This is a genomic window from Alphaproteobacteria bacterium, assembly GCA_030740435.1.
GTDB lineage: Bacteria > Pseudomonadota > Alphaproteobacteria > UBA2966 > UBA2966.
This window is the reverse complement of record JASLXG010000087.1, coordinates 1-11,216: the sequence shown is the minus strand read 5'-3', so window position 1 is coordinate 11,216 and position 11,216 is coordinate 1. Positions and strand designations below refer to the sequence as shown.

The 11,216-nt window shown below is 64.1% G+C and carries 13 protein-coding genes; 6 read left to right on the top strand and 7 right to left on the bottom strand.

What is annotated here, in order from left to right; genetic code table 11:
- Together QGG75_10225 and QGG75_10220 are read right to left on the bottom strand one after the other, a co-directional pair.
- A partial coding sequence (locus tag QGG75_10225) for a pyruvate formate lyase family protein (protein MDP6067609.1) occupies positions 1 to 880 on the bottom strand: 880 nt, incomplete at its 3' end.
- A 140-nt stretch (positions 881 to 1,020) separates the two neighbouring features.
- Positions 1,021 to 2,025, bottom strand: coding sequence for an MBL fold metallo-hydrolase (locus QGG75_10220; protein MDP6067608.1), 1,005 nt, complete (start codon positions 2,023 to 2,025; stop codon positions 1,021 to 1,023).
- A 177-nt stretch (positions 2,026 to 2,202) separates the two neighbouring features.
- On the opposite strand from QGG75_10220, the gene QGG75_10215 reads away from it, so the two are divergent.
- From QGG75_10215 to QGG75_10195, 5 genes are all read left to right on the top strand, one after another.
- Positions 2,203 to 2,592 carry a nuclear transport factor 2 family protein gene (locus tag QGG75_10215; GenBank protein ID MDP6067607.1) on the top strand — a complete coding sequence of 130 codons (390 nt, stop codon included), beginning with the start codon at positions 2,203 to 2,205 and terminating at the stop codon, positions 2,590 to 2,592.
- Between the two features lie 39 nt (positions 2,593 to 2,631).
- The gene (locus QGG75_10210; protein MDP6067606.1) at positions 2,632 to 3,642 is read left to right on the top strand and encodes a hypothetical protein; all 1,011 of its coding nucleotides are present in this window, start codon (positions 2,632 to 2,634) and stop codon (positions 3,640 to 3,642) included.
- A 449-nt stretch (positions 3,643 to 4,091) separates the two neighbouring features.
- Positions 4,092 to 5,183, top strand: a complete 1,092-nt coding sequence (locus tag QGG75_10205; GenBank protein ID MDP6067605.1) for a histidinol-phosphate transaminase — start codon at positions 4,092 to 4,094, stop codon at positions 5,181 to 5,183.
- Positions 5,184 to 5,353: 170 nt separating this feature from the next.
- The gene (locus QGG75_10200; protein MDP6067604.1) at positions 5,354 to 6,001 is read left to right on the top strand and encodes a cobalamin-dependent protein; all 648 of its coding nucleotides are present in this window, start codon (positions 5,354 to 5,356) and stop codon (positions 5,999 to 6,001) included.
- Positions 6,002 to 6,023: 22 nt separating this feature from the next.
- Positions 6,024 to 7,376 (top strand): monomethylamine:corrinoid methyltransferase, encoded by a 1,353-nt coding sequence (locus QGG75_10195; protein MDP6067603.1) that lies wholly within the window; start codon positions 6,024 to 6,026, stop codon positions 7,374 to 7,376.
- 6 nt (positions 7,377 to 7,382) lie between these two features.
- Here QGG75_10195 and QGG75_10190 read toward each other — a convergent pair whose 3' ends face one another.
- The 4 genes from QGG75_10190 to QGG75_10175 form a co-directional block, all read right to left on the bottom strand.
- Complete coding sequence (locus QGG75_10190; protein ID MDP6067602.1) at positions 7,383 to 7,616, bottom strand: hypothetical protein; 234 nt, start codon at positions 7,614 to 7,616, stop codon at positions 7,383 to 7,385.
- Positions 7,617 to 7,653: 37 nt separating this feature from the next.
- Positions 7,654 to 8,679, bottom strand: a complete 1,026-nt coding sequence (locus QGG75_10185; protein MDP6067601.1) for a uroporphyrinogen decarboxylase family protein — start codon at positions 8,677 to 8,679, stop codon at positions 7,654 to 7,656.
- 177 nt (positions 8,680 to 8,856) lie between these two features.
- Positions 8,857 to 9,336: a type II toxin-antitoxin system VapC family toxin gene (locus QGG75_10180; protein MDP6067600.1), complete on the bottom strand. Its 480-nt coding sequence runs from the start codon at positions 9,334 to 9,336 to the stop codon at positions 8,857 to 8,859.
- Between the two features lie 10 nt (positions 9,337 to 9,346).
- Positions 9,347 to 10,441, bottom strand: a complete 1,095-nt coding sequence (locus QGG75_10175) for an XRE family transcriptional regulator (protein ID MDP6067599.1) — start codon at positions 10,439 to 10,441, stop codon at positions 9,347 to 9,349.
- Positions 10,442 to 10,573: 132 nt separating this feature from the next.
- Here QGG75_10175 and QGG75_10170 point away from each other — a divergent pair, with 132 nt between their 5' ends.
- Positions 10,574 to 10,798, top strand: coding sequence for a DUF2188 domain-containing protein (locus tag QGG75_10170; GenBank protein ID MDP6067598.1), 225 nt, complete (start codon positions 10,574 to 10,576; stop codon positions 10,796 to 10,798).
- Positions 10,799 to 11,009: 211 nt separating this feature from the next.
- On the opposite strand, the gene QGG75_10165 is transcribed toward QGG75_10170, so the two are convergent.
- Positions 11,010 to 11,216, bottom strand: a 207-nt coding sequence (locus QGG75_10165; GenBank protein ID MDP6067597.1) for a hypothetical protein, incomplete at its 5' end; no start/stop codon positions are given.

Genomic DNA, 11,216 nt, shown 5'->3' with positions numbered 1-11,216 from the left:
CATCGGCATCGAAGCTGTCGTCCGACACCTCTTTTTTGTAGAGCGGATAAAGGTACTGATCCAGCCGGCCCAGGCTGATGCCCTGATCGAGGGATTCGATCTGGATGATCATCTGAAACAGCCAGATCATCTGCAAGGCCTGGCGCAAGGTGGCCGCGGGTTTTCTCGGCACCACGTCCAGAACCTCGACGATGTCCTGGCGGCCAAGCTCGGCTGCCAGTTTCCGGTATCTGTCGGCAAAGGCCTCGAGCGCTTCCAGGGCTATCAGGTTGGCCTCGAGCTGGTCGCGGTTTTCTTTCGGCCAGGCGGGCTGCCGGTTCATGACCTTGGCGATGCGGGTCCGCAAGCCCTCGGTCCCCTGGCCGATCAGGTCGGCATAATTGGGCAGGAAATGGGCGACGCCACCGGCTTCGGTAATGATGAAGCGCTTGCCCGCCAGCTGGTCGCGGAAGTAGGCCAGGCGCTTCAGTAAGGGAAAGGCCTGGGCCGCCAGGTTTTTCGACAGCCAATAGGGTATCACCGAAAACAACAGCTTGCGCCTGGCGGCAGGGTCGATGTGCAGGGGATCGGTGCGGCGCGAGGGGAAGCGAAAGATGTCCTCCAGCATGGCCACCCCGGCCAGTTCGGCAAAGCAGATGGCCCCGATGCGGTGTTCCGTGTGGCTGCCGACGATGACTTCGCCTGGGTGGATGCGGATCGATCTGCGGGCCAGGTGGTCGGCCAGCGCCCGGGCTTTGCGCAGGGCCGGCGACGATATCCTGTTGGCCTTGTAGAACTCGGTGTAATGAATGGCCCGCTCGGCCCCCAGCGCGGGCACGCTGGCTTGGTGGTCGGCCCGCAGTTTCAGCAGCGCCACCGAGGGCTGCCAGCTGGTGCTCACGGGCTCCGGCGCGCTTTCCTGCATGCTAGCCGTTCATCCTAACTCGCTGTCACGCGGCCCTCAACTTTACCACCCGGCAGCTTCTCGCGGGCTTGGGGTCAGGTCATGAAAGGTGAATTCCGCCCCGCCCCGAAACAACCTCAAAAAGCATGCAGCCGACCGACCGCGGTCGGCACCACGACGTCCGGGCCGAAAGCCTCTATCAAGGCGTGGACGGCGCGCCAGCCGGTGCAGTGGCCGGTAACGATGCGCTCCAGGCCGAAGCCGCCGATGTCGGCCACGGTCTCGGGGATGATCGCTTCGCAGTCGGCGCCCGAAAGATGAAATCCGCCCATCACCGCGTGCAGGGGCTCGGGCGCGAACAGCTCGCGAGCCGCGCTCAGCACATTGACGATGCCGGCGTGGGTGCAGGCGGTGAACACCACCACGCCCTTGTCGCGCAGCCTGACGGCAAGGAAGCGCTCGTCCCTGATCCAGGGGTCGGACTGCCACCCGCCGCCCTCGCCCGAGCGGCTGAGATGGGAGGGCAGGCCAACTTCGTAAGGTGTCCGTCGGGGGATGTCGCCGCTCAGGAAGAAGCTGTCGTCGAGCAACAACCGGGGGCTCTCGGAATTGACCATCTCGGCACCATGGTCCACCAGTTCCCCGGCGTCCGGGATGTCCTTGAAGGGCACGATGGTGCCGTCGGCCAGGCGCACCCCCCGGGTTTCGAACATGCCGGAATTGACGTGCAGCGGCACGGCCTGCCCGCCGTTGGCGGCAAAGATACCGTCGACGGCCGCCAGCAAGCCGCCGGCGTGGTCGAAATGCCCGTGCGAGAGCACGATGGCCCCGATGGCGCCGAAGTCGAGCCCCAGCCGGGCGCCGTTACGCTCGACGGCGTAGTCTTCCGGCCCGGCATCGAAAAGCACCGTGTGGGATTCATCCCCCAGACGGGCCGTCACCACCAAGGAAAATCCCCATGGCGCGCAACACAGGCCTTCGCCGGAAATCTCGCTCAAGCCGGCCTGCATCAGGCCGGGCAACTCAGGTCTCACGAACTCGGGAACCGTGGACAGGAAATCGCTCTGGTTGTCGACCAGGACCAGGACCTCGAGCTGGTCCACCGCCCGCAAATCGGCTGCCGTTGCCGCTTGATCGACCATGCCCCGCCTCGCTTGCCGCTTCGATTTCCCTCGAATTATCTTGGGCCGGCCACCCGGGCTTTGCAAGCGCCACCAAGAGAGCGGTCGGAGTTGGGGGCTTTGCCGCCCGGCAGGAGATATGCCATGAGGAAGCGGGATATTATCGAGCCAATCCAAGGTGGTCGAAAGGTGTTGCAAATGATGCCGGAAACCGAGTTGATCGAGCTGATGCAGCAGTTCGGGCGGGCCTTCTTCAAGGCCGACCGCGAGGCGCTAGCCGAGTGCCTGGCCGAGGACGTCGTCTGGCACCTGCATCAGGGCGCCCGCGGCGCCGACGAGCCTTTGGGCCGCTCGCTCATCGGCCTCGATGCCATCCTGGAAGAGATCGCCTGGCGCAAGGCGAACTGGCGCCAGCTGCGGGTCGAAAACCTGCGCGAAGTCCCGGCTGGCGACGGCGTCCTGCAGACCTTCGAAATTTCCGGGATAGACGAAAACGGCCAGACTTTCCGGAACCGTGTGGTCGACCTCTATACCGTCGTCAACGGCCGCATCGCGGTCAAGGACACCTACTGGAAGTCGTTTCGCTGAGGCGCCTTTCTTTGCTTCCCCGACCACAAGGAGCCAGCCATGGACGAGACACCAACGGATTCAGCCGGCGCCGATCTGACGGACGCCTTGAAGCAAAAAGCGCGGGAGCTGGGCGCCGACGACGTGGCCGTGGCAGCCGTCGCCCGCTGGGCCGATCCCCCGCCCTTCGACAGCCAGGCCGTGCCGGTCTATCCCCATAGCGGGCAACTGCCGACGGAGCTCATGCCTTCGAGCCAAAGCGTCGTTATGGTGGCGATCCGGCTGCTCGACGGTGTCTTGGACACCACTACGACGCCCGTCAAGAATACCGGCGTGCAGGGAAACTTCGGCTATGTTTTCCCCAACCGCCGGCTGAACGAGATCACCTTCGGCCTGGCGCAATGGCTCGAGTGCCACGGCCAGCGCTCGGTGCCCATGGGCTACAACATCGGCTCGCGCTACGACCACAGGGCCGACTCAGACGCCTCGATCATCGCCCCGGCCTACGGCATGTTCAGCATGAAACGCGCAGCCGTCCTGGCCGGCCTCGGCCGCAAGGCGAAAAACGGCCTAGTCAGCCACCCGCACTTTGGCACCCGCATCCGCCTGGGCGGCCTGTTGACCGCGGCGACCTTGAAGGAAAGCCCGTTGCTCCAAGGCGACCCCTGCCCGCCCAGCTGCCGCATCTGCATGGAGGTCTGCCCGACCGAGGCCATAAGCCGGGGAGGCCGCGTCAGCCACCTCAGATGCTATGCCGATGCCGGCCGCCGGGGGATGGACTTCGAGACCCTGCGGGCCGGTTTCAAGCAACGCTATCCCTCGGACCTGGGCCACGAGGACTACACCACGAACGATTACCTGGCCATCGAAGGCAACGACAACCGGATCTGCAAGATCGCCTGTGTCGCCTTCTGCCCCTTGGGTGAGAGGCCGCTGCCCGACATCATGCGGCGCGTTTCCGACTTCGCCGACGTGGTGCCGCCGGTCGAGCTCCAGGGCTTTCCGCCGGCCCAGGACTTTGGGGCGCAAACGGCCGACGGCCCGGCGCCGGAGCAAGCTGGGGAGGTGTGACCTGAGGCGGCCGGCCCTGGCGTCACGCCCTTGAAGTTGCCAAGGCCGAGGAAGGCGTCGAGCCGAACAAGCCCTGCTCCGGCGTGCTCAGTTTTCGCCTCGGCAAGCAGCTTCACAGGTTTGCCGCCATCGCCGCGGACCGCGAAGGCGCCAGCCTTGACCAGCCGCCGATTTCAGGCGGCAAAAAAACCGACCCCCGGAGCGGGGCTTCCGAAACTCGTATCTCGAACGCGCGAGCTGGTGGTGCGAACCACGATTCTTAAGAATCTCGTGGCCCCCTCAGATCATTATCGGGCCTCAGCGGAAAGGATGCTCATCACATTGGCGTGCTCGGGCGGCGCGGCACTCGGCGATTTCCGACAGACCTGAATCGCTTTACCATGGCGGCCGGACGGGTGGGCCCGAGCGGCCTTGCCCGCCGACGCTCCAGAGCAGGAGGCACCCAGCGCATGAGCGGCCCCATTGCACGCTACGGCGGCGACGACCTGCCTTACCACATGGCCAACCTGCCCCAGCCCGAGGGCTTCGAACGGGTCATCATGCTGGCCTCGAACGAGGGCGCCTTTGGCCCCAGCCCCAAGGCGGTGGCTGCCATCAGGGCCATGCTCGACGACCTTCACCGCTATCCGGAGGTGGTTCTCGGCGATTTCATGCAGGCCCTCGCCGAGCACAGCGGCCGCGAGCTTTCGCGGCTGGTCGTCGGCCCCGGCTCGGACGAGCTGCTGACCCGGCTGGTGCACGCCTACGCCGGCCCGGGCGACGAGCTTGTCCACAGCGCGCATTGCTACGGCAAGTTCCCGATCTACGCCCGTATGGCCGGGGCGGCGCCGGTGGCGGCGCCGGATCGGGACTTCCGGGTCGACGTCGACGCCGTGCTGTCATGCCTTACGGAACGCACGCGAATCGTTCTGCTGGCCAACCCCGACAACCCGACCGGCGCCTGGATCTCGGGGGCCGAGTTGCGCCGCCTGCACGCCGGGCTGCCCGACCACACCGTGTTGGCCATCGACGGCGCCTACACCGATTATGTCTCGGACCCGGACTACGAGGACGGCATGGCGCTGGCCGCCAGCGCCAACAACGTCGTCGTCCTTCGCACCTTTTCGAAAATCTACGGGCTTGCCGGTCTGCGCCTGGGCTGGCTTTTCGGCCCCCCCGAAGTGGTCGCGGTGCTGGGCCGGCTGGGGCTTACCTTCCCGCTGAGCAACGCCGCCGTGGCCGGCGGCATCGCCGCCCTGGAGGACAGCGAATTCACCGCCCGGGCGCGCCAACACAACCTTACCTGGCGCGCCCGCTTCTCGGGCCAGCTCGAGGATCTCGGCCTTTTCGTCTATCCCAGTCAAACCAACTTCGTGCTCATGCGCTTCCCCGATAGCGGGGCCCGTTCGGCCGAGGCCGCCAACCGCTTCCTGTTGTCGCGCGGCATCATCGCCCGCAGGTTCAACCAGCCCGACTACGAGGATTGTCTGCGCATCAGCATCGGCCAGGACTTCGAGATGCAGGCGACGAACGCTGCCCTGGGCGAATTCCTGGCGGACTGAGCGCGGCGGGATCTTATCGCTCGTTGTGTTATGGCGGCCGCTTGGCAATACTTTGCCTTGCCGATTTACCGGAAAGCGTCGGGCTTGAGTTGCCAGATTGGAGCCACAGAGCCGAACAGAGCCGAACAGAGCGGAACAGGCGGAACAGGGGAAACAGGAGAGGCAATAAAATGACCGCGTTGAAGTCATTGATCGATGCTGTAATTAGTGGCGAGGAGGGAGACGCCGCCGCCGCCGCCAACGAAGCGTTGCGGGCCGGGCTGGCGATCGACGAGATCATCGCCGCCATGACCGCCGGCATGCGCGAGATCGGCGATCAGTTCGCGCGCATGGAAATTTTTCTGCCCGAAATGGTGATGGCCGCCGAGGCCATGAAAGCGGCGATGGCGGAATTGCAGCCGGAGATCGAGAAATCGGCCCAGGCCATCGAGAAGAAGGGCACCATGGTGGTCGGCACCGTGGCCGGCGACGTGCACGTCATCGGCAAGGAGATCGTGGTCCGGCTGCTGCGGGCCCAGGGTTTCGAGGTGCACGATTTGGGCTTCAACGTCAACGCCTTGGACTTCGTCAAAAAGGCCCAGGAGGTCGGTGCCGACATCATCGGCGCCTCCTCGCTGATGTCGACGACCATGCCGGCCCAGCAGGAAATCATCGAGATCCTCAAGGCCAAGAGTGTGCGCGACGACTACCACGTGATCCTCGGTGGGGCTCCGGTGACGCAGGATTGGGTGGCGGAATGCGGCGCCGACAGCTGGGGAGAGAACGCCGCCTCGAGCGTCGAAATCCTCGAACGCGTGATGACGGAGAGGGCGTCCTAGCATGTATAAAATGTGGGAAATCATGGAGCGGGCGAATACCGGCCCGTTTTGCGAAGTCGAAGACTTCAACGTCAAGATATTCATGCCCAAGATCAAGGAACTGATTAAGAAATACGAAATCAAATTCGATCCGGATTCCCCCGTACCCGCCGACGACGACCTGGCCGACCGCGTCTGGCAGGCAGCGACCGAGCTCTTTCTCGAGGTGGGCGTGCTCAATGTCGACAGCCACCGCCGCATTCTGCTCGACGATGCCGAGCTCCGGGAGGCGCTCTACCATGCCCCCGGGCAATACCTGGTGGGGGCGGGCAAGGAGGCCCGCTGGTGGCGCCATCGCGGGCCGGAGGATACCAGGCCGCCCTTTTGCATCTTCAGCGGCGACATCACCTGCGACGAGGAGATCTTCCTGCCCATGTCCATGGCCTATCTCCAGGAGCCTTTGGCCGACAGTGTCTGTGCGCCGATCCTGGAGGAGAGCATGGGCCGCAAGATCAAGGCCGGCAGCCCGACCGAGATGGCGGGCGTGGTCGAACACGCCATGAGCCTGCGCCAGGCGGCCAAGTTGGTGGGCCGGCCGGGTCTCTGTCTGGTAGCCGTGGGCACGGCGCTCACCGATGCGGGGCAGATCGCGGTGAGCAACGACGAATGGGGGGTGCGCCAGAGCGATGCCCGGCTGATCGGCGTGCTTAGCGAGCTCAACATCGACAACGAGCTCTTGAACAAGATCGCCCACTGTAACCAATTCGGCTGCTTCATCGGCTGTTTGAGCGGCGCCATCTATGGCGGCTATGCCGGCCGGGCCGAGGGCACGGCGATTCTGGAGACGGCCTACCACCTGGTCGGGCTGACCATCTACCAGGCCCATTTTCAGCAAAGCTTCCCCTTCCACCTGCACCACACCTCCAACAGCGGACGCGAGATGCTCTGGGTGGTCAGCGTGACGCATCAGGCGGTGAGCCGAAACAGCCGCATCCTGACCACCTCCAACGGCTTTCTCAATGCCGGCTCGGGCACCGAAATGGTGCTCTACGAGGCCGCCGCACATGGCTTGGCGAGCACCGTTTCGGGCGGCGACTTGTGGGAGACGGCGGTGGCCCGCAACAAGTACCGCAACTACGCCACGCCGCTCGAGGCCCGCCTGGCCTGCGAAGTGGGCCATGCCGTGGCCGGACAGGCGATGACCCGGGCCCAGGCCAACGCCATCGTCCTCGAGCTGCTGTCTCAGTACGAGGACCGCATCGCCGATGCGCCCAAGGGCAAACCCTTCCAGGAATGCTACGACGTCCGCAGCGCCCAGCCCATGACCTGGTATCTCGACATGTTCAAAAGCGTGAAGGAGAAAGTGGCCGCGCTGGGCGTCGACTTCCCCTATTAGGGCATTTCAAGTTCTGTTGGAATGCCCAAGGACGCAGCGCGTTTTTCGGGAGCCGCCCAAGGCAATGCCCAAGGCTTGTGACCCCATGCGTGTGTGACCCCACGCGGTGACCCGCCGCTCGCGGCCTTCCCGGAAGCGCTCGCGAAACTGCCGCTTCGGCACGTTGCCGGCGGCGCTTCGCGGCGACTCCGCAACGAACTCGATCCGCCTGGGCGCCTTGACGCCGCCGAAGACGATCATGTCCTTCTTGCGGTTGACGATATGGAATTATTTCATATCAACCATATGTGCCGTAATGCTCGACCACATCGGCCATGGCGCTCAAATGCGCCGGGTCCGTATCCCGCGGCACGATGCAATCGGCGCTCAGGATGTACCTGCCGCCGCCCGCCCCCTTCTCGAGACAGCTTAGGGTTTCGTTTTCCACCGCAGCCAGCGTGCCGCTCAGCAGCGTGTCCACCGTGCTGACGTTACCCATGTAGACGCATTTATCGGCGTATTGGGACTTGAAGGCTGCGATGTCGACCTTGTCGAAGTGCAGCACGTCGGCCCCGATTTCGGCCAGCAGGTCGAGGCGGTCGTGCCAGGTGCCGCAGGGGTGGAAGATGATGGTCTCGGCGCCATAGGCTTTGAGCGCCAGGTGCATGTCCCGGGTCGTGGCGTGGGCGTATTCTTCGTAGTGCTGGCGCGAGATGCAGCCGGTGCTGGCCGTCGGGTTCGAGGTGAAGATGATGTCGGCCCCGGCGTCCAAGAGCGCCTTGCCGTAGGCCAGACAAGGCTCATAGCAGGCCTCGATCAGGTCGTGCACGAATTCGGGTTTCTTATAGAAGCCGCGATAGAGTTCCTGGCTGCCCATCAGCATACAGGCCGTGCGGAAGGGCACCGAGGGCCAGGCCAGGACCGGGATGTCGGGCCCCACTTCACGCTTCAGCCTCGAAACGATGTCCAAAAGGTAGGGCATGCGCCCGTGTGAAAGGGGATCCAGTTTGGCGAATTTTCCCAGGTCCCCGGTCGTCGCCACGCTGGGCTCGGGGATCCACGGCGGATCGTCGTCGGGAAAGACGATTTTCGCCCCCAGCGCCTCGTCGACGGCGGGGGTTACGAAAAGATCGCAAACCGCATCCAGGCGGAAATCCTGCAGCACCTTTACTTGCGCCCGGACGTAGGCGTCGGGGTCGCTGTAGGCCTCTACGAACCGCACGCCAGCGTGTTTCAGGGCGAACTCGCGCAGCAGCAAGACGAACGGCACCCGGTCCGGGAGCTCACCGCGGCAAACGGCTTTGATGCGTTCAAAGGGGGTCATGCGGTACGATCCCGATCAGCTGCGTCCGGCCGGCGAGGTTCCCATGTTCCGCCAGCTTGGCATAGCCTTTTCCGGCGCCGTCCCTCGCGTCAGGCCGGGCGACCAGCGTTGGGGCGCTTCGCGGGAGGGGGGGGCCGCGGACGGGGCCCAGGCCGCACTACCCCCGGTGCAATTAGCCTAGATACGCCGCGCCAGCCGCCTGATGCGCCGGCGCACTTCTCTTTCCGGCAGATAGACCAACTCGTCTTCGTGAAAGAGCTGGAGCGCTTGGTGCAGCAACGAAAGTGGCACCACTCCATGAGCCTCCAACTCGTCCGTTACCCAGAGCACACCCCGAACTTCGATCCCACAGCCTTCTGCTATCCGGCGCAAGAATCCGTCGCCTGTCAGCAGGATGCAGCCCTCGATCTCTTCGGCCAGCGTGAGCGCAAAGCAGTCGTTGAGCTTGAGTCTGCGGTGCTGATTGAAATGCCATGCCGCGCGTTCGACTGATGGCCCTGGTAGACCGTGCACCTCCAGCCCGAGATCGAGTAACGGCCTCTTTTCCGCATCGTTCAGGCTGAGCCACTCGTCTTCAAAGAGCGTGTCGGGCATGACGAAGGTGTAGGGGAGCCCGAGCGCTGCCTCGAGAAGACCGGCCTTGCGCAGGTCGATCATGCAGCTCGTGTCACTGACCACGATGCGCATCGCCTGCGGCTGGTCCCTTTATTCCTTTTTCGATTACCGCCAAAGGCTGGCGCAAAAGCTCGCTTGTCTTGCCGGGCGACACCAGCCCCTCGGCCAGCGCCCGGAAGCAAAGCCTTTCGAAGCGTTGCGGGTTTTCGCGCTTTCCCCGGTCGTCCGCTCCCTCCAGCGGTTCGGGCTCGTCCGACCGCCAGCGGCGGGCGTAGGTCTGGAAGGCATAAGTGAGTGTCGAGCCGTCGATCACGCCGACCTGTTTGAGGCGTACCAGAAGTGCCGCCCCGCTGATCCGGTACATGCGCTTGAGCTGAATCAGCTCGCGATAACCCAGTGCCTTTCGCCGTTCGCCAATCTCCTGCACCAAATGCTCCCTGGGCACCAGAAAAGCTCCGGCAAAGACGTGGCATGCCTTTTCCTGGTCGACCGGCGAGGACTCATCGATCAACCGGTGTGCCAATTCGTGCGCCAGCGTCAGCCGCCGTCGCTCAAGAGTGACGTGCTCATTGACCACGATTGCCGGCACCAAGGTGTCGTGCCCCGGCCGGCGAACCAGGCAAGTGAGGCCTGAAACGCGGCCCGGCAGCGCAATGACCAGGACCTTGATGCCCCGGTCTTCCAGCAGCGAGGTCATGTTGGGGATGGGATCGATCCCGAGCTTCCATTCCCGGCGCAGATTCTGGGCCAGGATTTCACCGTCACCTTCCTGCCCGAGAAAGCGGTTGCCTAAGCGGGGTGCCCTCCAGGCGCTGCTCTCGAGATCGAGGATTTCCTCGATGGCGAGGTAGCGCTGCAGGTGGTCGATGACCTCGGCCTCGACGCCCGCCCGTTCTTTGGCGCGGGTGCCCGAAAGCTTGCGGAATTCGAGGCCCTCGAGCTCCTCCACCTGATCGCTAAGCAGGAAATCCAGCGTCACCCCGAGGATCCTGGCCATATGCATCAGCACGCCCGAGCTCGGCATCATCTCGCCGCGCTCGTACTTGCCGATGGCCTGGGCGGTCACTTCGTTGTCCAGCGCTTCAGAGAGCGCTCGCAACGAGTAACGGGCCTTTTTTCGGGCCAGCTTCAGACGATCTCCAAACATTGGCTACCTTTGAGCTTGCAGTTTACAAAAAAGATTATTATGTACAATATGTAAACCACTGATCGGCCATCGTCAAGGCAACACTGCTGACGCTGTCCCGTGGTGCAACCCTTTTGAAATTGAGAGGCAACGATGAGTAAACGCAACCAGCACGTAGTTCCCCATGACGAAGGATGGGCTGTCCGCGGCGCCGGCAGCCAGCGCGCCACGTCCCTCCACCCCACCCAGCAGGAGGCCATCGAACGTGGCCGGGAGGTGGCCCGAAACCAGGAGACGGAGCTCCTCATCCACGGTCGCAACGGGCGCATTCGGGAGCGCGATTCCTACGGCAACGATCCGTTCCCGCCGAAGGGCTGAGGTCCCCCAAGGGGGGGGCAATTCGGGTGCCTGCGGGTTTCGGGCGGAGACAAGAGGGGGTCGGATTACAGAAATTCACGATTCAAGACCGGACCCTATCCCCGTGCGCGTCAGGCCGGGTTATCCCCCGCTGCGCAGAAATTCACATTTCAAGACTTGAGCCCCGCGCGCGCTATTCGCCCCGCGCCAGGGCCGGGAAAAGTGCCCTATTTTACCAATCACCCGGCCCCAGTCCGTATTCCCGCTCCGGCGCTTCGGCCAGCGCCGACATGACGAAGTTTTTCAGCCACTCGGCACCCTCGGGGTTCAACAATGCGATGCGGGACTCGCCATCGTCGGCTTCGAAACGCAGCGCCCTGTCGCCGAAACCGACGCCTTTCACCACGGCGGCGGCTTCGATTTTGTCCAGCGTGTAACG

Bases quoted from the DNA above. Each gene is read 5' to 3' on its own strand.
- QGG75_10220 (MDP6067608.1), bottom strand. From the start codon at position 2,025: ATGGTCGATCAAGCGGCAACGGCAGCCGATTTGCGGGCGGTGGACCAG.
- QGG75_10215 (MDP6067607.1), top strand. From the start codon at position 2,203: ATGATGCCGGAAACCGAGTTGATCGAGCTGATGCAGCAGTTCGGGCGG.
- QGG75_10210 (MDP6067606.1), top strand. From the start codon at position 2,632: ATGGACGAGACACCAACGGATTCAGCCGGCGCCGATCTGACGGACGCC.
- QGG75_10205 (MDP6067605.1), top strand. From the start codon at position 4,092: ATGAGCGGCCCCATTGCACGCTACGGCGGCGACGACCTGCCTTACCAC.
- QGG75_10200 (MDP6067604.1), top strand. From the start codon at position 5,354: ATGACCGCGTTGAAGTCATTGATCGATGCTGTAATTAGTGGCGAGGAG.
- QGG75_10195 (MDP6067603.1), top strand. From the start codon at position 6,024: ATGGAGCGGGCGAATACCGGCCCGTTTTGCGAAGTCGAAGACTTCAAC.
- QGG75_10190 (MDP6067602.1), bottom strand. From the start codon at position 7,616: ATGATCGTCTTCGGCGGCGTCAAGGCGCCCAGGCGGATCGAGTTCGTT.
- QGG75_10185 (MDP6067601.1), bottom strand. From the start codon at position 8,679: ATGACCCCCTTTGAACGCATCAAAGCCGTTTGCCGCGGTGAGCTCCCG.
- QGG75_10180 (MDP6067600.1), bottom strand. From the start codon at position 9,336: ATGATCGACCTGCGCAAGGCCGGTCTTCTCGAGGCAGCGCTCGGGCTC.
- QGG75_10175 (MDP6067599.1), bottom strand. From the start codon at position 10,441: ATGTTTGGAGATCGTCTGAAGCTGGCCCGAAAAAAGGCCCGTTACTCG.
- QGG75_10170 (MDP6067598.1), top strand. From the start codon at position 10,574: ATGAGTAAACGCAACCAGCACGTAGTTCCCCATGACGAAGGATGGGCT.